The following is a 19,822-nucleotide window of genomic DNA, read 5'->3' on the forward strand; positions in this document are numbered from 1 at the left end:
CGCACAGGTGCAATGCGAGGGATCAGCTTTCGAACAGGTCGAGGTAGGCCACCACGTCGTTGTCGGTGGCGATGAACAGCCCGTCCTGCACGTCTTCGGGTTGCTGCGCCGCGATTCGCATGGCTTCGGACAGGGGGCCGTAGAACAGGGTATGTGCCGCGCCGCCTTCGGGACCGGCATCGAGGTGATAGAGGCGCACTGTCGCGCTCTCGTAAGTCGTGCGCATCAGTCCGGGGCCCCGTTGTTGCCGGAGTCCTTTTCGCGCCGTGCACCGTCGACCGTACGGGCAAGCCGCTCCGCTTCGGCCTCGGTTGCCTTGCGCTCTGCCGCGGTGCGTCCGTGCCGGGCGCGATTGCTGTCCGTCTGCGCCTTGTCGGCGGCGCGGGCCTTGGCCTTGCGGGCCAGGCGAAGGTTGATGATTTCGGCCATGTCCGGCCTGTCTTACGCCTCGACGGGGGTTGTCGTCACGCCCAGATCGGGCAGGCCGACCGATCGCTTGCCCGAAAAGTCGGTGCGCACGACGATCAGGCCGTCCTTTTCCAGATAATCGAGCAGGCGCTGGACCCGGCGCGGGCTGCTGGTGCCGTAGATGCGCGCCAGTTCCATGTCGTCCGGGCACGGTTTTCCGTCCATAGCTGCGCGGGCGAGGACGTAGAACGTCGCCAGCGCGTCGTCGGGCACGTGCTTGGCAAGGTTGAGCAGGTCGAGCCAGCGTTCGTCCTCCGGATCCTCGATCCCCGCAAGGGCGGCGGCAAATCCGCGGCGGAACATCGTGGCGTCGAGGCCGCGGATCGAAATGCCCTTCATCCGGCAGCGGATCGTGAAATCCTGGAACAGTGTGGTCGAGGACTGGAACGTGCAGTCCTCCTCCTGCGCCATGGCGTTGAGGATCTCGACCATCGCCGCGCGGTTTTCTTCCGGCTCGGGTTCGGGCCGTTCGGGGCGCGGGGCGGGATCGGCCACGCTGTCGGACGTCGCGATGCTGGCCGACAGCTCCTCGACGTCGAGGCGCGGTCGCGGCGCCGGGCGCGGGAATTCGGGGCGCTCGGGCTCGACGTGCAGGTCGGCGTGGAGCAGTTCGCGCATGTCCTCGGTGCTGGCGGTCGGCAGCGGGGCGAGGCCGGGCGTCACCGACTTCGCGCCGGTCCGGACCGAACCGATGTTCACCGCGACCGGGCGGCGCGCGATGGCCGGGCCGAGACCGAGGAACTGGCCGCGCGCAAGATCGCGGATCTGTTCGGCCTGGCGGCGTTCCATGCCCAGCAGGTCGGCCGCGCGCACCATGTCGATGTCGAGGAAGGTGCGGCCCATCAGGAAGTTGGATGCTTCGGCCGCGACGTTCTTGGCCAGCTTGGCAAGGCGCTGGGTGGCGATCACCCCGGCGAGGCCGCGCTTGCGCCCGCGGCACATCAGGTTGGTCATCGCGCCCAGCGATATGCGGCGGGCTTCCTCGGAAACTTCGCCGGCGGCGGCAGGCGCGAACATCTGCGCCTCGTCGACCACAACCAGCGCCGGGTACCACTGTTCGCGCGGGGCATCGAACATGGCATTGAGGAATTGCGCGGCGCACTTCATCTGCTGGTCGATTTCCAGCTCGTCGAGCGCAAGAACAACCGAGGCGCGGTGCTGGCGGATGCGCGAGCCGAGCCGGACGATCTCGGCCTCGCCATAGGCCGCTCCGTCGATCACGACATGGCCGAATTCCTCGGCAAGGCTGACGAAATCGCCTTCGGGGTCGATCACTACCTGCTGGACGATGGCGGCGCTCTCTTCGAGCAGGCGGCGCAGCAGGTGCGACTTGCCGGACCCGGAATTGCCCTGCACCAGCAGGCGGGTCGCGAGAAGCTCCTTGATGTCTATCCTGATCGCCTCCCCGCTGGGGGTCTGGCCGATGACGATTTCTGCACTCACCGGTCCTGCATTAAGCAGGCGGACCAGGGGAATCAAAGGTGCGAGGCGCTTTTATCCATAGCTTGGGGCCACCCGGCGGCCTGCGGCGCGGTTCGCCGCCGGCGGGGCTCTATCGGTCCAAGGTACAATTGGCGGGCCATCCCGACAGGCGCACAATGCCCATCGAAACTTCATGCCAGAACATGAATGGAGATTGGGATGCTGGAACAGGCCATGAGCAAATTCACCGGCGATTCGCTAATCCGCGAACGCTTCGACAACTTCATCGGCGGCAAGTGGGTGGCCCCGGTCCGGGGCGAGTATTTCGACAATATCTCGCCCGTCACCGGCCAGGTCGTCTGCCAGGTCGCGCGCGGCACGGCGGAGGACATCGAACTTGCGCTCGATGCTGCCCATGCCGCCCGCGAGGCATGGGGCCGCGCCTCGACCATCGAGCGTTCCAACACCCTGCTGAAGATTGCCGACCGAATGGAAGCCAATCTCGACAAGCTTGCACTCGTCGAGACGATCGACAACGGCAAGCCGATCCGCGAGACGACGGCTGCCGACATCCCGCTTGCGATCGATCACTTCCGTTACTTCGCCGCCTGCGTTCGCGCGCAGGAAGGTTCGCTGGCAGAGATCGACCACGACACCGTGGCCTATCACTTCCACGAACCGCTCGGCGTGGTCGGCCAGATCATCCCGTGGAACTTCCCGATCCTGATGGCGGCCTGGAAGCTCGCCCCGGCTCTCGCCGCGGGTAACTGCGTGGTGCTCAAGCCTGCCGAGCAGACGCCGATGGCGATCATGGTGCTGGCCGAGATGATCGCCGACATCCTGCCTGCCGGGGTGCTCAACATCGTCAACGGCTTCGGCATCGAGGCCGGCAAGCCGCTTGCCACCAACAAGCGCATCGCCAAGATCGCCTTCACCGGCGAGACGACGACCGGCCGCCTGATCATGCAGTATGCGTCGGAAAACCTGATCCCGTGCACGCTGGAACTGGGTGGCAAGAGCCCCAACATCTTCTTCGCCGACGTGATGGCCGAGGACGACGACTTCCTCGACAAGGCGCTCGAAGGCTTCGCCATGTTCGCGCTCAACCAGGGAGAGGTCTGCACCTGCCCGAGCCGGGCGCTCGTCCACGAATCGATCTACGACCGCTTCATGGAAAAGGCGATTGCCCGGGTCGAGGCGATCAAGCTGGGCAGCCCGCTCGATCCTTCGACGATGATCGGCGCGCAGGCATCGAACGACCAGCTCGAGAAGATCCTGTCCTACATCGACATCGGCAAGGGCGAGGGCGCCAGGGTCCTCACCGGCGGCGAACGCTTCGTGCAGGAAGGCGAGCTGGCCCAAGGATACTACATGCGCCCGACCGTCTTCGAAGGGCACAACAAGATGCGCATCTTCCAGGAGGAGATCTTCGGTCCGGTTCTTTCCGTGACGAAGTTTTCCAGCGATGAAGAGGCGCTCGAGATCGCCAACGACACGCTCTACGGTCTGGGCGCCGGCGTCTGGAGCCGCGACGGCACCCGTGCCTACCGCTTCGGTCGCGGTATCCAGGCGGGCCGCGTGTGGACCAACTGCTACCATGCCTACCCGGCCCATGCGGCCTTCGGCGGCTACAAGCAGTCGGGCATCGGGCGCGAAACCCACAAGATGATGCTCGACCATTACCAGCAGACCAAGAACCTGCTGGTCAGCTACAGTCCGAAGGCACTCGGTTTCTTCTGATGTCCTCGGTTCGGGCCTTTGCAGGCTTACCGGTGTCGGTCCCTTCTCTCCACCAGCCCATGACCGGCACCGGAACCCTTGCGCCGACGGGTGGCCGCCGGGCCACGCGTCGCCCTTTCGCGCCATGAGCCTTGCCGTGCCCGCCCGCATCCTTGCCACGCCCGAGGCCGAGGCGTGGATCGAGCGCTTGCGGGCGAAGCACGGCGATCTCATGTTTCACCAGTCCGGCGGTTGCTGCGACGGATCTGCGCCGATGTGCTTTTGCGCGGGCGAGTTTCGCGTCGGCGGTCAGGATGTACTGCTGGGCACACTAACGGGCGATACGCAGGTCTGGATTGGCGCGGCGCAATTCGAATACTGGCGGCACACCCAGGTCACCATAGACGTCGTGCCGGGCCGCGGATCGGGCATGAGCCTCGAGGCTCCCGAGGGCGTGCGTTTCATCATCCGGTCGCGCGTGTTCAGCGATGCCGAGGCCGAGGCGCTGGCGGCGGCCGGAGAGCCTCGACGCGGGGATGCGCCCCCGGGAAACGAGAGCCGATAGGACCGAAAGAATTGGCTCGAATTTCCTTGGCGGCCGGCTGGCATGGCCCTAGGAATCCGGGAGACCGGCACTCGCTCGCAAGACAGAAGCGAGGCCGGCGGGAGACAGGCGAATGGACATGGAAGTGCAGCATGGCAAGGACCGGCTGGTGGCCAGCACCTCGCGCGCGCAGGACCCGGTGGCTGCCGTGGCCGAACTTGTCGAAGGGCTGGACGGCTGCGAGTTGGCCGGCGGCCTGCTGTTCTGTTCGCACCGCTACCCGCGTGACGACCTGGCCCGCGAACTGGGCCGCTCTTTGCCGGGGGTGCCACTGGTCGGCTGCACCAGCGCCGGGGAACTGACCGATCGCGGTTACGATACCGACAGCCTTCTGCTGATCGGCTTTCCGGCCTCCAGCTTTTCGATGGCGGCGCTGCGCTTCGACGATCTCGATCATTTCGATCCGCAGACGGCGCAAGGAGCGATCCGCCAGCTCGTTTCCGGCGCGCGGCTGGATCATGGCGCGGCCGGCGACCTGCATCAGGTCGCGCTGTTCTTCGTCGATGGCCTTTCGCACCGCGAAGAACTGCTGACGATGACGGCGCAGCACGCCCTGGGCGATGTCCAGCTCATCGGCGGGTCGAGTGGGGACGACCTATCCTTTGCAGAGACCGCGGTGCTGCACGAGGGCGAATTTCATTCCGATGCCGCGGTAATCGCGCTGCTCACCAGCCGGCGGCCGATGCACGTCTTCAGTGCCAGTCACTACCAGCCCGGTCCGGCCAAGATGGTCATCACGCAGGCCGATCCGGAAACGCGCACGGTCTTCGAGATCAACGCGGCGCCGGCTGCGGAAGAATACCGGCGGCTTGCCGGAAGCCCGGCCGAGACGCTCGACGTCCACTTCTTCGCAGCCCATCCGCCCATGGTGCGCACCGGCGGGCAGTACCACGTGCGCTCGATCCAGTCGGCCAATCCCGACGGCAGCCTGACTTTCTACTGCGCCATCGATACCGGGGTGGTCTTGACCATCGGCGAGCCGGTCGACCGCATTGCCTGGCTGCGCGAACTGTTCGGCAAGGTGGGCGCGCGGGTCGGCGAGATCGATCACATCATCGGTTTCGACTGCGTGCTCAACCGGCTGGATGCCGAGGACCGCCAGATCTCGCGCGAGATTTCGGCGCTCTACTCCGAGTTCAACGTACTGGGCTTCAGCACGTATGGCGAGCAGTTCCTGGCCGCGCACATGAACCAGACCTTCAGCGGCCTGGCGATCGGACGCTGATGGCGATGGGCATGGCGGCGGATACCGGCGAGGTGGAAGAGCTGAAGCTGCGGATTGCCCGGCTGGAAAAGATCAATGCGGCGCTGATGGATCGGGTCGAGCGCTCGACCGACATTCAGGGCGGGGCGTTCTCGATGTTCGAGACGGCGATTTCGCTGGAAGCCATGGTGCGCGACCGCACGGGGGCGCTCGAGGAAGCGCTGGGCCGCCTCAACGATGCCAATGCCGAACTGGCCGCCGCACATGCCGCGGCCAGTTCGGCCCGGACCCTTCTGCGCGATGCGATCGAGTCGCTGAGCGACGGCTTCGCGCTGTTCGGCAGCGACGACCGCATGGTGCTGTGCAACCGCGCCTTCCTGAAGATCTTTCCCTATTTCGAGGACATCAGCGAGGCCGCGCCCGAGTTCTCGCAGCTGGCCTCGCACCTTGCCCAGTCGGGTGCGGCCCTGGCATCGCGCGATGCACCCGAACGCTGGCTGCAGGACCGGGTGGCGCGCCATCGCCTGGCGCAGGGTGCGCATGTGCAGGCGCTGTCGGATGGGCGCTGGATCCAGATCAACGAACTCAAGACCAGCGACGGCGGCACCGTCGGCATCTACACCGACATCACCTCGGTCAAGGCCGAGGACGCCCGGCAGCGCGCCCGCGAACTGGCCGAACGCAACCTTGCGCTGCAGGCAACGCTCGATACCCTGTCCGAAGGCGTCTGCCTGTTCGATCCGCAGCGGCGCCTGCAGGCCTGGAACGAGGGCATGTTGACGATCCTCGGGCTGGGTACGGACGCCCCGGGAAACGGGCTCGACAATCACGCCGCGCTCTCGGAATGGTGTATCCTCAATCTTGGTCTCGACCGGCCCGATGCGCTCGACTGGCGCGAGGGCGGGGCTGCGCAGGTGGCGACCCAGTGCATGATCGCTGAACGGCATTTCACCGTGCGTTCGGTCCCGCTCAAGAACGGCGGCATGGTCTTCACTTTCGACGACGTGACCGATCGCGTGCGGTTCCAGCGTTCGTTGACCGAGACAGCCGAGACGCTTGAGCGGCGGGTCGCCGAACGCACGGCCGAACTCGTCGATCTCAACCGCCAGCTCGTCGAGGCGAAGAACGAGGCGGAGACGGCCAACCGTTCGAAGACCAGCTTCATCGCCGCTGCCAGCCATGACCTGCTGCAGCCGCTCAATGCCGCGCGGCTGTTCGTTTCGGCGATGGACGGGCAGGACATGCCGGCCAAGTCGCACAGCCTCGTGCAGCAGGCCTCGACCGCGCTGGACTCGGTGGAAGACTTGCTCGAAGCGCTGTTCGAGATTTCGCGTCTCGATGCCGGGGCGATCCAGCCCGAGTTCACCGATATCTCGCTCAACCAGATCCTGCGCGCCTTGCGGATCGAGTTCGCCCCGCTGGCGCAGGCCGGCAAACTTGCCTTCGACGTTCCCGAAACCGCGCTGTGGGTGCGCAGCGATCAACGCCTGCTGCGCCGGGTGCTGCAGAATTTCGTCTCGAACGCGATCCGCTATACCGAAGAGGGCCGCGTCGCGGTGGAATTGACCCTGAAGGGCGATCAGGTGGTCGTCACCGTACGCGACACCGGCCCGGGCATAGCCGCGTCCGATCGTGACGAGATTTTCGAGGAGTTCCGCCGCATCGGCAAGACGCAGAAGATCCCGGGCAAGGGGCTGGGCCTTGCCATCGTGCGCCGCGTCTCGACGATGCTCGGCCATGAGATCGGCCTGGACACGGCACTGGGAGCGGGGGCGGCGTTCTCGATCCGCCTGCCGCGCGCCGAACCGGCTGCGCTGCCGGCCGAAGCGCGGCCTGCAGCCGTGAACGGCGGCAGCGAAGCCGGGGGGCTCGTTCTCGTGGTAGACAACGACCCGGCAATCCTTTCCGGCATGGAAGCCCTGCTGGAGAACTGGGGGCTCGATGTCGTCGCCGTCGGCGATCCGCAGGACCCGGCCGCGCTGACTGCCATGAAGCAGGGCCCGGCCATGCTGATCGTCGACTACCACCTCGACGACGAGGTGACCGGCGATGTCGCAATTGCCCAGCTGCGTGAGAAGGCGGGCTCGCAAGTGCCGGCGATGGTGATTACCGCCGATCGCGGTGAGGAGACCAAGGCGCGGCTTGCCGGGCTGTCGCTTCCGGTCCTGCACAAGCCGGTAAAGCCCGCTCAATTGCGGGCCCTGCTGCGCCAGCTCGAGGTGATCTGACCAGGCGCGGTTTGGCAGGGAACTTCGACAAGCTCATCCTGAGCCTGTCGAAGGCTGGGGAACTTGGCGCTACCTGGCCGCGATCACCCCCTGAAACCGATCTTTCCCGCCATGATCACCGCCTGCGTGCGGCTGAAGACGTTCATCTTCTGCAGGATTGCCGAGACGTGGGCCTTCACCGTCGTCATCGAGACGTCCAGCTCATAGGCGATCTGCTTGTTGAGCCGCCCGGCGACGAGATGGCCGAGGACGACGCGCTGCTGCGGGGTGAGGCTGTCGATGCGCGCGCGGATGAGGTCTTCTTCCGCGGCTTGCGTATCGTCGACCTCCAGTTCGGGCATATAGATCTCTCCGGAGAGGACCTGTTGCAGGGCATCGACGATCGCGGCACGCTTCAGTGACTTTGGCACGAAGCCCGCCGCGCCGGCGGCCAATGCATCGCGTACCACGTTGCGGTCGCACACGCCCGAGACCATCACGACCGGTGTCGCAGGGAAGTCGTCGCGCAGGCGTTCCAGCCCGGAAAGGTGCGAGACGTCGGGGATGTTGAGGTCGAGCAGCATCAGGTCGACGTCGCCCGATGCCGACAGCACCTGCAGGGCGCTTTCCAGGCAGTCCGCTTCGAGGATCTCGCAGTCGGGGAAAGTATCGTCGAAGATCGAGCGCAGGCCGTCACGGACCAGCGAATGGTCGTCGACGATCAGGACGCGGTCCGGTGCGGTGAACTCTTCCATGGTTCTGTCCCTGGCGACCAATATGCTCATGAAGTTAACCCGGGGAGGTTGGGCGCGCCAGTCCCGGACTGGCGCGCCGGTTGCCGTGCTGACCGCTTACTTGGGCAGCTTGAATACCCAGAGCATGCCGCCCTGGCTGATTTCCTTGAACGTCTTGGCGACTTCGCCGCCCCAAAGCGGAACCGCGCCGCCCCAGCCGGACATCACCGCGACGTACTGTTCGCCGTCCTGCATCCAGGTGATCGGCGAACCGACGACGCCCGATCCGGTCTGGAACTTCCACAGCTCCTTGCCCGTTTTTGCATCGAAGGCCTTGAGGTAGCCTTCCGGCGTACCGGTGAAGACGAGGTTGCCGTGCGTCGTCAAGACGCCGCCCCAAAGCGGCGCCGCATTCTTGTATTCCCACACGATCTTGCCGGTCTTCGGGTCCATCGCGCGCAGGGCGCCGATGTGGTCTTCGGCGATCGGCCTGATGGTGAAACCCGCGCCGAGGTAGGCCGCGCCCTTCTTGTAGGCGATCGGTTCGTTCCAGATGTCCATGCCCCAGTCGTTGGAGGGCACGTAGAACAGGCCGGTGTCCTGCGAATAGGCCATCGGCATCCAGTTCTTGCCGCCCAGGAACGAAGGCGAGGCGAACACCGACTTGCCCTTGTCCGGACCGGCCGGTGCGCCGGGGCGGTTGGCATCGACGTAGTTGGGACGGCCGGTCTTGAGGTTGATGCCGTTCGCCCAGGTCGTCTCCATCACGAACTTGTGCGCGCCCAGAAGCTTGCCGTTGCTGCGGTCGAGCACATAGAAATAGCCGTTGCGGTCGGCCTTGGCGCCCAGCTTCATCGGCTTGCCGTTCATCGTCGCGTCGAAGGGAATGAATTCGTTGACGCCGTCGAAGTCCCAGCCGTCGTGCGGGGTGGTCTGGTAGTGCCACTTGATGACGCCGGTGTCGGCGTCGATGGCCAGGGTGGAACTGGTGTAGAGGTTGTCGCCCGGGCGCAGGTGGCTGTTCCAAGGCGCCGGGTTGCCGGTGCCGAAGAATAGCAGGTTGGTGCCCGGATCATAGGTGCCGCCCAGCCAGGTGGCGCCGCCGCCCGTCTTCCACATGTCGCCCGGCCAGGTCGCGCCGGTCTTGCCGGTCACGCCGTTTTCCTTGCCGTTGAGCATGCCCATGTGGCCTTCGATGGTCGGGCGCGACCAGATCAGCTCGCCGGTGTCGACGTTGCGCGCCTGCACTTCGCCGATGATGCCGAATTCGCCGCCGGAATTGCCTGTGATGACCATGTCCTTGACGATCAGCGGAGCGGCGGTGGCAGAGTATCCCGCCTGATAGTCGGCGAGCTTCTTGTTCCACACGACCTTGCCGGTCTCGCGGTTGAGCGCGATGAGGTGCGCATCGAGGGTTGCGAAGATCACCTTGTCGCCGTGAATCGCCGCGCCGCGGTTGACCACGTCGCAACACGGCATGATCGCGTCAGGCAGGCGGGCGTCGTATTCCCACTTCTTCTCGCCGGTGCGCGCATCGAAAGCGAAGAGACGCGAATAGGAACCGGTGACGTAGATGGTGCCGTCATATACCAGCGGCTGGGCTTCCTGACCGCGCTGCTTTTCCCCGCCGAGCGAGGCCGCGAAGGCCGGTACGAGCTTGCTGACATTGTCGCTGTTGAGCGTGTCCAGCGGCGAGAAGCGCTGCTGCCATGGCCCCAGGCCATAGCTGAGAACGTCGCCGGTGGATTCGGCATCCTTCATGAGGTCGGCGCTGGTCGGGCCGGCCGCATGGAGCGGTACGGCTATCGTACTGCCAGCCGCGGCGAGCACCGCGATGAGTTTTGAGAAACGCCGCTTCATCCTATCCCTCCTTGTTGCTTGTGCGCCGAGTTCAGGTGCCGGTAGTCGACCTGGTGCCCCCGGACGTCGACGGTCAGCCTAGTCGTTGGAGAGGGGCGGACAATTGAACCTTGGGACAAGACGGGAGGAGTAAGCGCATCTTCGGGAAGCTGTCGCAGGGCGCGCGGCAAGGGCGGCCAGAAGCGGGCGGGTCGCGCGGATGTCGGGGAAGGATGCGGTTCGGGGGACGCCGGTCGCAGTCGGCGTCCCCGTCCCCCTGGTTCACGAAGCGGAGGGCTGAGCGGCGAGAGCCGGCTGCCACTCGACTCCGTGTCGAGCGAAGATCGTCTTCATCCGGCCGTCGGCGGCCATGGCCATGATCTCTTCCTCGAGGACGAAGCCGAGCGAGCGGCTGTTTTCCTTGACCGCGATGCCGATGTCCCAGCCCGGCGACAGCATCGCGGGCAGCGGTCCCTTGCGCTTGCGGATCGCGGCATCGGGATGGTCGGCAAGCACGGCCTCGATCTGCGCGCGACTGGCGACGGCGAAGTCGGCCTTGTCCTCGCCCAGCGCCGCGACCGCGGCATAGCCGCTCGGCAGGTGGGTCACGTCCCTGGCAAGAATGCCGCCGAAGCTGCCCAGCAGGTAGAAGTCGGGGATCGAATCCAGTTCGGCCGCCAGTCGCTTGCCGCGCATCTGGACGGGTGGGGCCTCGCAATCGCCGATATCGGCCGCGCAGGCCGCGCCGAAGCTCTCGCGGTAATAAGGTGCGAGGAAGACGACGTTGTCCTCCTGCGCCATGATCTGGCGGTCGAACGGCACGTGCAGCATCACGTCGCAGCGCTGGAAACCCAGCAGGCCGCCGCGCCATACGACGTTGCGCAAGTCGTCCGACAGCTCCTCGTCGGCCGGGAACAGCGCGATGTCGGCGCGCACGCCAAGATGTTCGGCCAATGCGCGGGCAAGTTCGACATCGATCCCCGAGGGCGTGCCGTCCCGGTCCCACGACCAGGGCCGGTTGTCGGCATAGAGCCCGACGCGCAGCACGCCCAGTTCGCGGACTTTCTCCAGCGGGGCGGCGAGCAGCGGTGCCGGGCGCAGGGCGGCAGGCAGGGCGAGCGCGCCGAGCGCGCCCGCCAGCCCGGTCAGGAACGACCTGCGGCTATCGCCTGCCACTTCTCAGTCCTCGGTGTGCTGGGTTTCCAGCCAGGCGCGGATCGCCCAACCGGCCTTTTGCCCCAGAACATCGCCGAAGGGCGGCATGTAGACCTTGCCGTCGTGGCTGGAGCCGTGGCGGAAGCGTTCGACGAACCATTCGTCTCCCGATGCGCCCAGTTCGAGATAGCGCAGGTCCGGCGCGATACCGCCGGAAATCGCCTGCAGGCCGTGGCAGCGCGCGCAGTTCTGGCCATAGGCGGATTCGCCGATCTCGATGGCCTTCCGGTTGCCGGTATAGGGGTTCTCTTCGAGCCAGTGGTCGTTGCCGCCCTCGATATCGGGCAGGGCGCTGGTGTCGACCGCCTGCGGCGTCACGTTGCCGTGCGCATGGAGGTTGCCGGCGATGGAGAGGGAAGCGATGGCCGCCGCGCCAAGCAGGGCCGAGCGGCCGATTGTCAGTTTCATGGTCAGTCATCCTCTGCGACTTGCGGCCTTGCGACTTCGGATTGCCTCCGGTTGCCGCCGCCTTGTTGCCGTTCTGGATAACCGAGAGCCGCGCGCCGCCCCAATTGGACTATGGTACCAGACCAAGGTGCAATTCCCTGCGGGCAGGCCCGTGATAGGCTTGCCGTCATGGAGAGATGCCTGAACCGGATCGCGCTGGTCGCTTGCGCCGCGCTCTCGCCGCTCGTTTGCGCCGCACCTGCACTTGCCGGGGACCAAAGCGCCGCGACCAGGGCCTATGTCAGCAATGAGCGTTCCTCGACGGTCACTGTTGTCGACCTCGTTAGTGGCAAAGCCGTGGCGAACTGGCCGGTGGGCCATCGCCCGCGCGGCATCGCGCTCACCCGCGACGGCAAGTACCTGCTTGTCTGCGCCAGTGCCGACAACGCCGTGGAAATGCGCGATCCGCAGACCGGGGCGCTCGTCTCGGTCCTGCCCTCGGGAGCCGATCCGGAGCAGTTCTTCGCCTCGCACGACGGGAGGCTGCTGTTCATTGCCAACGAGGACGACGGCGCGGCCACTGCGGTCGATCTCGCCAAGGGTCGCCTTGCCTGGCAGGTTCCGGTCGGGGAAGAGCCGGAAGGGATCGCCGAAAGCCCCGATGGCAAATGGCTGCTCGTCACCAGTGAGGAGGACGCGACCGTCGCCTGGATCGACCTCGCCACGCGCGAAGTGGTCGAGGAAATGGAGACGCAGACCCGGCCGCGCCACGTCGAATTCACGCCCGACGGCGCCCATGTGTGGGTGGCCGCGGAAATGGCGGGCGTCGTCCAGATCGCCGATGTCGCGAGCCGCTCGGTAATCGCGACCATCGCCTTCGCCCCGCCCGGCGTGCCGGCATACAAGGTCATGCCCTGCGGCATCCGCTTCACGCCCGATGGCCGCACCGCCGTCGTCGCATTGGGGCGGGCCAATGCCGTGGCGGTGATCGACGTCGTCAGCCGCAAGGTGCGCGGCTACATCGCCGTGGGCGAGAGGCCCTGGCACCTGGCGATCCTGCCCGGCGGCAAGCGTGCGCTCGTTGCCAATGGCGGCAGCGACGACCTTTCGGTGGTCGACCTCGAGGCACTGTCAGTCACGGCGACGATCCCTGCGGGCGAAGGACCTTGGGGCGTCGCGATCGGCCATTAGCCCTCGTTCCAAAGTACAGGAACCAAAGTCCAATACCCGCCGGGGCACTCCCGGCCCATCATCTTCCCCAGTCGCAGGAATAGTCGACACCATCTTACCGAAGGGGGAAGGATAATGATCTCCAGGATCATTCTACGTGGCTCTGCCGCGCTGGGGGCACTCGCCCTGGCAAGCGCGCCGGCATATGCCGGAACGGGCGAAACGCTGCTCAAGCGCCTTCATGAAAAAGGCATCCTGAGCGATGACGAATACGCCGAATTGCTGGCCGAGGAACAGGCGCAAGCGGCTCCGCCGTCCAGCGCCGCACCGATGGAAAGGGCACAGGAAACGCTCGATTCCAGCCGTATGGTGCGCATGACCGAAAGCGGGATCGGCATGGAAGTCGGCCCCGCCACGATCAGGTTCTCCGGCTCGGTCAACGGCTTCTATGTCCACGACAATCCGGATACGCCCTCGGCCACGACAAGCGTGGTGGGCGGCATCGCCAGTGTCGGCACCCGCAATTCCAGCGCGGTGCGCAACGGTCTGCTGCCCGGCTACCTGACCGTTTCGGTCTCGACCAAGCAGGAGGGCTGGGACATCGGCGCCTTCTTCGGTCTCTATCCCGGCATCAATTCGACTGCCTGGGGGGCGCTGGGCGCAAACAACGGGGGTCAGCCGACGGCGCTGGCGACGGCGGGTATCGATGCCCGCCAGACCTACCTGACATTCGGCAAGCCCGGGCTGGGCACGGTCAAGATCGGCCGCGACATCGGCCTCTTTGCCTCGGAAGGCATCCTCAACGACATAACGCTGTTGTCCTCGGGCACGCCGGGCAACAACGTCGCGCCGGGCAATACGACGCTGGGCCGCATCGGCGTGGGCTACATCTACACCGATTTCCAGCCGCAGATCACGTATACCAGCCCCAAGTTCTCGGGTTTCCAGGCCTCGGTCGGCGTCTTCCAGCCGCTCGATTCCCTGACCGGTCCGGCGCAGAGCAATGCAAGTCCGGGCGTGCAGGGCAAGCTGACCTATGACGGCAAGCTCGGCGGTATCGGCACCCGGTTCTGGGTCTCCGGCGTCAGCCAGAAGCACGACATCGCGGCAGGCGGCAGCTACACAGGCAAGGGGCTGGACCTGGGCGGCAAGGTCACGGCGGGACCGATTGCGGTGACCGGTTACTACTATACCGCCAGGGGCCTTGGCACGACGGTCTTCGGCCTCTTCGATACCGACGCCTTGGGCAATCCGCGCAAGAGCGACGGCTTCTATGCCCAGGCTCTCGCTACTTTCGGCAAGATCGGAGTCGGTGCCAGCTACGGCGAAAGCTCGCTGCACCATGCCAATGCGGCCGACGCGCTGGCCAATCCCGATCTGGTCAAGACCAACTCCAGCTATGTCGGACAGCTTCGCTACGGCCTGACGAGCTGGGTCACGCTTATCGGCGAATACGTACACTCGAAGGCCAGGGCCCACAGCGGCAACGCGGCCGAGAGCGATGCCATGGCGCTGGGCGGGATCCTCTTCTTCTGAGGCGCTTCCCGACCCCGTGCGGCGTGCTTCCCCGCCGCACGGGGCATCCCGGCAGCCCCGCCTCCTACCGGGGCTGCCGGGATCTCCGGCTCCCTTTTTCGTCACCCGTAGGCAGGTCGCAGAGATATGGATGACTTTCGTTTCCCGGGTGCCATGCGTGGCCCATTCACCATCACCGCCACGGCGCTTGCGCTGGCCTTGCTGTCCCCGGGCCTCGCGCGGGCCGAGGAGGCCGCCGACGCGGGCGAAATTCTCGTCACCGGGCGCGGGCTTGAGGAAACCCCGGGGACGCCCGCCTATTCCACGGTAGAGATCGAGCGGAAGGAGATCCTCTCTGCGCCGTCCGGCCGGATCGAGGACGTGCTGACCTCGGTCGCAGGTTTCCAGCAGTTCCGCCGTTCCGACAGCCGCTCGTCCAATCCTTCGGCGCAGGGCGTGACCTTGCGGGCGCTGGGCGGCAATGCCTCGAGCCGCGCACTGGTCCTGCTCGACGGGGTGCCGATGGCCGATCCCTTCTTCGGCTACATTCCGCTTCCCGCCCTGGCTCCCGACCGCCTGGGCCGTATCCGGGTTACGCGCGGCGGCGGTTCCGGTCCCTTCGGTTCAGGCGCGCTCTCGGGCACGATCGAGCTGGATAGCGCCGCGACCGAGGATCTCGGCCTGGTCTCGGGCAGCATCATCGCCAACCAGCGCGGCGAAACCGAGGCGAGCGCCTCGATCGCGCCGCAACTGGGATCGGGATTCGTCGTCGCCAGCGCGCGCTGGGATCGCGGCAAGGGCTTCTGGACCACGCCGGGTGACGAGCGCGTTCCCGCTTCTGCCCGTGCGCGCTTCGATTCATGGTCGGCCAGTCTGCGTGCGATCGCACCGCTTGCGGGCGACGTGGAACTGCAGGCCCGCGGCCTCGTCTTCGGGGACCGCCGCAGCCTGCGCTTCCAGGGCGCGGACAGTGCAACCGAAGGGCAGGATGCCAGCCTGCGTCTTGTCGGTCGGGGTGGCTGGAAGTTCGATGCGCTGGTCTATGTCCAGGCCCGCAACTTCAGCAATGTCGTCGTCAGCTCGACACGCTTCGTGCCGGTGCTCGACCAATACAAGACGCCCGCGACCGGGATCGGCGGCAAGTTCGAACTGCGCCCGCCGCTGGGCGAGGCCCATGTGCTGCGGCTCGGTACCGACTGGCGGCGCACTTCGGGGACCATGCAGGAAGCGGCGATAAGTGCCTTTACCGGCAAGATCACCGCGCGCCGACGGGCCGGTGGGCACAATACCGTCCTCGGCTTCTTCGCCGAGGACGACTGGACGCTGGGGCCGGTCGTCCTCACTGGTGGCCTGCGCGGGGACAGGACGGTCATTGCAGGCGGGTATTTCACCGAGAGAAGCCCCGATGGCCTTGCCGTCAGCGACGAGCGCTACCCGGACCGGGCCGACTGGACATTGAGCTACCGCGCCGGCGTGCTGCTCCATGCAAGCGAGACCGTTGCGCTGCGCGCCTCGGCCTACAGCGGGCTGCGCCTGCCAACGCTCAACGAACTCTACCGGCCCTTCACCGTCTTCCCGGTCGTCACCCTCGCCAATGCCGCCCTGCGCAACGAGAAGCTCGAAGGTTACGAGGCCGGGGTCGATTTCACTGCGTCACCGGGTCTGAAACTCTCTTTGACGGCGTTTGAAAATCGCATCGAGAATGCCATTGCCAACGTCACCATCGCCGCCAACCTGCGTCAGCGCCGTAATCTACCGGAAATCCGTTCGCGCGGGATCGAGGCCGCAGCGCACTTCGCGACCGGTCCGGTCAGGCTCGACGCCACGCTGGCATGGAACGATGCGAAGGTCCACGGCTCCGGGATTTCCGGGGATCTCGACGGCATGCGCCCGGCGCAGACACCGCGTCTTGCAGCCAGCGGGACCCTCGCATTCGTACCCGCCGACAGGTGGAGCGTGGCGCTGACCCTGCGCCATGTCGGTGCGCAATTCGAAGACGACCTGCAGACCGACGTCCTTCCCGCGGCCACGACGCTCGATGCCCTTGTGGAAATCCCTCTCGGCGCGCGTGCCTCATTGATCCTGCGCGGCGAAAACCTGTTTGACGAGAAGATCATAACCCGTAACTCTGGCGGTTCGTTGGACCTAGGCGTGCCCCGCACGCTGTGGGCCGGGTTTCGCTGGGGTCTGTGATCCGGACCCTGATCATGAGGGCATTTGATGACGGTCGAGAAGTACAATCTGGGGGCCCGTTGGTTCCACTGGACCCTTGCGGTTCTCGTCATTCTCAATCTGGCGTCCGGCCTGCTGCACGAACCGCTGGAGAAAGTCGTCCAGCTTATGACCGTGCACAAGTCGTTCGGCCTGACCATCCTGCTGGTCACGATCGGGCGGATCGTCTGGCGCCTGCGCTGGAAAAAGCCCGAGCTGCCCGATCACGTTTCGCCGATGGAGCGCATGGTCGCGTCGACCACGCATGTGGTGCTCTACGCCCTGATGCTGATCATGCCACTGACCGGCTGGATCTTCTCGTCGGCGGGCAAGTATCCGCTCAGCTACTTCGGCCTGTTCCTGTGGCCCAAGCTGCCGATCAGCAAGGACGGCCCGCTCGCAGGTCCGGCGCACGAAGGTCACGAGATCCTGGGCTGGGTGATGCTTGCGCTGGTAGTCCTGCATATCGCCGCCGCCCTGCGCCATCACTTCGTGCTCAAGGACGGTATCCTGCGCCGCATGATGTGAAGACCGGCCTGGCCGCGGCACTGGCTGCGGTCGCGCTGGTGTGGCCGGCCCCGTCCCGGGCGGACGAGGCGCCGCTGATCACGGTCGTCGCGCCCGGCGGCGCGATCGATCTCGACGAAGCCCGGGTCATCGATGCCCGGGCGCTCGATGCCGCGGCCCGGCCCGACCTTGGCCGCGCGCTGGAGCGAAAGGTACCGGGCCTTACTCTGGGCGGGGCGACCGGCAATGCCTGGCAGCCATCGATCGGTTGGCGCGGCTTTTCCGCTTCGCCGCTTCAGGGCGCGGAGCAGGGCCTTGCCGTCTATCTCGACGGCGTGCGCTTCAACCAGCCTTTCGGCGATGTCGTGCTTGTCGACCTGCTGCCCGAGGCGGCACTGGCGCGCGCGCGGCTCACCGAAGCGAGTCCGGTCCTTGGCCGCAATGCGCTGGCCGGATCGCTGCTGCTTGAAACCCACGACGGCACGACACTGCCCGGTCTGCGGCTCGCGCTCGACCGGGATAGCCTGGGCAGCATCGGAGGAATCGCGTCGGCCGGGCTTGGCGACGCGGATTCGAGCGTCCTGCTGGTAGCCGACCGGCGCGACGACGAGGGCTGGCGCGATGCCAGCCCCTCGCGGCTGGATCGGCTTTTCACCAAGGGATTGCACGCCGGGCAGGGCTGGGGGCTGGAGGTACAGGCGCTGGCGGCCCGAACCCGCCTGACCGGCAATGGCGTTTCGCCGGTGGAACTGCTGGCCGCAGACTACCGCGCCGTTTTCACCCGCCCCGATACGACGCGCACGTCGTTTCTGCGCCTTGTCGCCGCGCCATACGTCGAACTGGGAGCGAGTGGAAGGATCGAACTGCGCAGCCATTACCAGCGCCTCTTGCGGCAAAGCGCCAATGGCGATCTTGCCGACTTCGGCCCCTGCGACGGCGCCTCCGGGTTCCTGTGCCTTGGCGACGAAGAAGACGGCTTTTCCGAGCCCCTGCTGTCGGGAGGGGCGGCGGTTGCCGTCGATCCCGCCGTCGCGGATTACGCCGTCTTCAACCGTGGCCGCGAGCGGACGCACGGCGGCGGCGCGACGCTGCAATGGCTCGACGAGCGCGAGACCGATCATGGCACGCGCCGGTTCGCCGTCGGCCTCTCGTGGGAGCGGCACCGCACACGCTTTCGCGCCGTCAGTGAACTGGGCGCGCTGGAGGAAGACCGATCGGTCGAGGCGCTTGGCCACGTACTCGCCTCGGCGGACGGCGCGATCGCCCCGGTCGACGTGGATAGCCGGATGAGCGACCTGGCGCTGTTCGCAAGCGCCGAACAGCCGCTGACACGTGCGCTCACTGCCGAACTGGGCGCGCGCTGGGCACGCAATCGGGTCGAGCTCGACGACCGGCTCGGCACCGCCCTCGATGGCCGCCACCGCTTCGCCCGGATCAATCCATCGCTCGAATTCGACTATGCCTTGCAAAAGCACCTGCGCGCGACGGCGGGTTTCGCGATGACCAGTCGCATCCCGACGCCTGCGGAGCTTTCCTGCGCCGACCCCGAAGCGCCGTGTACATTGGCCAATTTCTTCATCGCCGACCCGCCGCTCAGGGCCGTCACCGCGCGCAACTGGCATGTCGGTCTGGAAGGCGCGCCGGGGAGACTGGGCTGGCGCCTGTCTCTCTGGCGCGCGGATACGCGAAACGATATCCGCATGGTTGCCTCGCAAGTGCGCGGGCGCGCCTACTTCGCGAATCTCGGGCGCAGCCGCAGGCAGGGCGTTGAGGTGTCGCTGGAATGGCACCGCGATGGCTGGCGCCTGAGCGCGGGCTACGCCTTCACCGACGCCCGGTTCCGCAGCCCGTTCCTGTTGTCGAGTCCGGCCAATCCCATGGCCGACGCGGAAGGGACGATCGCGGTTGCGCGCGGTGACCGGTTGCCCGGTACGCCGCGCCATGCGTTGAACCTCTACGCGGGCCGCGCGACGAACGCCTGGGAACTGGGCGCCGCGATGCGTGCGCGCACCGCGCAAGTGCTTATGGGCGATGAGGGCAACGACAATCCGCGCATACCTGGCTACGCCGTTTTCGACCTGTTCGGCAGGCTGACTCTGGCTCCGGGACTGGAACTGGCAGGCGAGCTGCGCAACCTATTCGACAAGCGCTATGCGACCGCAGGGACCTTCGCAGAAATCGAAGAGATCGACCTTGTCGAAGCCCCTGGTGCCAGCGACCCGCGCGCCTATGCCCCCGGCGCGCCGCGCCGCCTTACGGTTTCACTGCGCGCGCATTTCTAGGGGGGGTCAGTTGGACGGTAACTGGCCGGTCTGGTCCAGCCGCCGCCACACTTCGTCCATGGGTTCGATCACCGTGACAGTGCGGTTTTCGCCAAAGCGAATGCGCGTGCCATCCTCGACGGGCGTGATGAAAGTGACTTGTGTGGCATTGACGATGGCAGGCACCCTGTCGGTGGCGGTGAACTTCACGAACATAAACGGCTCTCCCACTTGTTTGCGCTGACGCTAGCCTGATTTCGGGAAGTTGCCAGCGGCATTTCACTGGCTTTGCGCAGACGTGCATTTTCCGATGCGGCGGGCGTATGACGGGGACGATTGCGTCACGGCGAGGCGGGATG

17 protein-coding genes are annotated in these 19,822 nt (G+C 66.3%); 9 read left to right on the forward strand and 8 right to left on the reverse strand.

Annotation, left to right across the window (positions count from 1 at the left end):
• Positions 1-22: 22 nt before the first annotated feature.
• From J3474_RS06175 to J3474_RS06185, 3 genes are read right to left on the reverse strand one after another with little or no spacing between them, the layout of a single operon-like run.
• Positions 23-226, reverse strand: a complete 204-nt coding sequence (locus J3474_RS06175; protein ID WP_007013133.1) for a hypothetical protein — start codon at positions 224-226, stop codon at positions 23-25.
• Entirely contained in the window at positions 226-429 is a 204-nt protein-coding gene (locus J3474_RS06180; protein ID WP_207093430.1) for a DUF4169 family protein, read from the reverse strand. The genes J3474_RS06175 and J3474_RS06180 overlap by 1 nt, the downstream gene beginning before the upstream one ends.
• Before the next feature lie 12 nt (positions 430-441).
• Positions 442-1,911: an ATP-binding protein gene (locus J3474_RS06185; RefSeq protein WP_207093431.1), complete on the reverse strand. Its 1,470-nt coding sequence runs from the start codon at positions 1,909-1,911 to the stop codon at positions 442-444.
• A 198-nt stretch (positions 1,912-2,109) separates the two neighbouring features.
• Between J3474_RS06185 and adh the strand changes: the two genes are divergently transcribed.
• From adh to J3474_RS06205, 4 genes are all read left to right on the forward strand, one after another.
• Positions 2,110-3,630, forward strand: a complete 1,521-nt coding sequence (gene adh / locus J3474_RS06190; RefSeq protein WP_013831967.1) for an aldehyde dehydrogenase — start codon at positions 2,110-2,112, stop codon at positions 3,628-3,630.
• A 124-nt stretch (positions 3,631-3,754) separates the two neighbouring features.
• On the forward strand, positions 3,755-4,174 hold the full coding sequence (locus tag J3474_RS06195; protein WP_013831968.1) for a DUF779 domain-containing protein: 420 nt from the start codon (positions 3,755-3,757) through the stop codon (positions 4,172-4,174).
• 118 nt (positions 4,175-4,292) lie between these two features.
• Positions 4,293-5,438 (forward strand): FIST N-terminal domain-containing protein, encoded by a 1,146-nt coding sequence (locus J3474_RS06200; RefSeq protein ID WP_013831969.1) that lies wholly within the window; start codon positions 4,293-4,295, stop codon positions 5,436-5,438.
• Positions 5,438-7,645 carry a PAS-domain containing protein gene (locus J3474_RS06205; protein ID WP_242528213.1) on the forward strand — a complete coding sequence of 736 codons (2,208 nt, stop codon included), beginning with the start codon at positions 5,438-5,440 and terminating at the stop codon, positions 7,643-7,645. The genes J3474_RS06200 and J3474_RS06205 overlap by 1 nt, the downstream gene beginning before the upstream one ends.
• An 83-nt stretch (positions 7,646-7,728) precedes the next feature.
• Here J3474_RS06205 and J3474_RS06210 read toward each other — a convergent pair whose 3' ends face one another.
• The 4 genes from J3474_RS06210 to pedF all read right to left on the reverse strand — a co-directional run bounded on the left by J3474_RS06210 (position 7,729) and on the right by pedF (position 11,820).
• Entirely contained in the window at positions 7,729-8,409 is a 681-nt protein-coding gene (locus tag J3474_RS06210; protein WP_013831971.1) for a response regulator transcription factor, read from the reverse strand.
• Positions 8,410-8,475: 66 nt separating this feature from the next.
• Entirely contained in the window at positions 8,476-10,218 is a 1,743-nt protein-coding gene (locus J3474_RS06215) for a methanol/ethanol family PQQ-dependent dehydrogenase (protein WP_013831972.1), read from the reverse strand.
• Positions 10,219-10,479: 261 nt separating this feature from the next.
• Positions 10,480-11,373: an ABC transporter substrate-binding protein gene (locus J3474_RS06220; protein WP_207093432.1), complete on the reverse strand. Its 894-nt coding sequence runs from the start codon at positions 11,371-11,373 to the stop codon at positions 10,480-10,482.
• A 3-nt stretch (positions 11,374-11,376) separates the two neighbouring features.
• Positions 11,377-11,820 (reverse strand): cytochrome c-550 PedF, encoded by a 444-nt coding sequence (gene pedF, locus J3474_RS06225; RefSeq protein ID WP_013831974.1) that lies wholly within the window; start codon positions 11,818-11,820, stop codon positions 11,377-11,379.
• A gap of 168 nt (positions 11,821-11,988) precedes the next feature.
• Between pedF and J3474_RS06230 the strand changes: the two genes are divergently transcribed.
• The 5 genes from J3474_RS06230 to J3474_RS06250 all read left to right on the forward strand — a co-directional run bounded on the left by J3474_RS06230 (position 11,989) and on the right by J3474_RS06250 (position 19,484).
• Positions 11,989-12,990 carry a PQQ-dependent catabolism-associated beta-propeller protein gene (locus J3474_RS06230; RefSeq protein WP_207093433.1) on the forward strand — a complete coding sequence of 334 codons (1,002 nt, stop codon included), beginning with the start codon at positions 11,989-11,991 and terminating at the stop codon, positions 12,988-12,990.
• 114 nt (positions 12,991-13,104) lie between these two features.
• Complete coding sequence (locus J3474_RS06235) at positions 13,105-14,505, forward strand: porin (protein ID WP_207093434.1); 1,401 nt, start codon at positions 13,105-13,107, stop codon at positions 14,503-14,505.
• 153 nt (positions 14,506-14,658) lie between these two features.
• Positions 14,659-16,677 carry a TonB-dependent receptor gene (locus tag J3474_RS06240; RefSeq protein WP_207093435.1) on the forward strand — a complete coding sequence of 673 codons (2,019 nt, stop codon included), beginning with the start codon at positions 14,659-14,661 and terminating at the stop codon, positions 16,675-16,677.
• Between the two features lie 27 nt (positions 16,678-16,704).
• The gene (locus tag J3474_RS06245) at positions 16,705-17,223 is read left to right on the forward strand and encodes a cytochrome b (RefSeq protein ID WP_041558711.1); all 519 of its coding nucleotides are present in this window, start codon (positions 16,705-16,707) and stop codon (positions 17,221-17,223) included.
• A complete protein-coding gene (locus tag J3474_RS06250; protein WP_242528215.1) occupies positions 17,220-19,484 on the forward strand; it encodes a TonB-dependent receptor in 2,265 nt (754 codons plus the stop codon). The genes J3474_RS06245 and J3474_RS06250 overlap by 4 nt, the downstream gene beginning before the upstream one ends.
• Before the next feature lie 6 nt (positions 19,485-19,490).
• Here the strand turns inward: J3474_RS06250 and J3474_RS06255 are convergent, their stop codons facing one another.
• A complete protein-coding gene (locus tag J3474_RS06255) occupies positions 19,491-19,679 on the reverse strand; it encodes a hypothetical protein (protein ID WP_041558713.1) in 189 nt (62 codons plus the stop codon).
• Between the last annotated feature and the right edge of the window lie 143 nt (positions 19,680-19,822).

Origin of the sequence: Novosphingobium sp. PY1 (assembly GCF_017312445.1) — a bacterium.
Classification (GTDB): Bacteria; Pseudomonadota; Alphaproteobacteria; order Sphingomonadales; family Sphingomonadaceae; genus Novosphingobium.

What these genes read in the sequence shown, in the direction of transcription:
- J3474_RS06175 (WP_007013133.1), bottom strand. Translation starts at nt 226, where the DNA reads ATGCGCACGACTTACGAGAGCGCGACAGTGCGCCTCTATCACCTCGAT.
- J3474_RS06180 (WP_207093430.1), bottom strand. Translation starts at nt 429, where the DNA reads ATGGCCGAAATCATCAACCTTCGCCTGGCCCGCAAGGCCAAGGCCCGC.
- adh (WP_013831967.1), top strand. Translation starts at nt 2,110, where the DNA reads ATGCTGGAACAGGCCATGAGCAAATTCACCGGCGATTCGCTAATCCGC.
- J3474_RS06195 (WP_013831968.1), top strand. Translation starts at nt 3,755, where the DNA reads ATGAGCCTTGCCGTGCCCGCCCGCATCCTTGCCACGCCCGAGGCCGAG.
- J3474_RS06200 (WP_013831969.1), top strand. Translation starts at nt 4,293, where the DNA reads ATGGAAGTGCAGCATGGCAAGGACCGGCTGGTGGCCAGCACCTCGCGC.
- J3474_RS06205 (WP_242528213.1), top strand. Translation starts at nt 5,438, where the DNA reads ATGGCGATGGGCATGGCGGCGGATACCGGCGAGGTGGAAGAGCTGAAG.
- J3474_RS06210 (WP_013831971.1), bottom strand. Translation starts at nt 8,409, where the DNA reads ATGAGCATATTGGTCGCCAGGGACAGAACCATGGAAGAGTTCACCGCA.
- J3474_RS06215 (WP_013831972.1), bottom strand. Translation starts at nt 10,218, where the DNA reads ATGAAGCGGCGTTTCTCAAAACTCATCGCGGTGCTCGCCGCGGCTGGC.
- pedF (WP_013831974.1), bottom strand. Translation starts at nt 11,820, where the DNA reads ATGAAACTGACAATCGGCCGCTCGGCCCTGCTTGGCGCGGCGGCCATC.
- J3474_RS06230 (WP_207093433.1), top strand. Translation starts at nt 11,989, where the DNA reads ATGGAGAGATGCCTGAACCGGATCGCGCTGGTCGCTTGCGCCGCGCTC.
- J3474_RS06235 (WP_207093434.1), top strand. Translation starts at nt 13,105, where the DNA reads ATGATCTCCAGGATCATTCTACGTGGCTCTGCCGCGCTGGGGGCACTC.
- J3474_RS06240 (WP_207093435.1), top strand. Translation starts at nt 14,659, where the DNA reads ATGCGTGGCCCATTCACCATCACCGCCACGGCGCTTGCGCTGGCCTTG.
- J3474_RS06245 (WP_041558711.1), top strand. Translation starts at nt 16,705, where the DNA reads ATGACGGTCGAGAAGTACAATCTGGGGGCCCGTTGGTTCCACTGGACC.
- J3474_RS06255 (WP_041558713.1), bottom strand. Translation starts at nt 19,679, where the DNA reads ATGTTCGTGAAGTTCACCGCCACCGACAGGGTGCCTGCCATCGTCAAT.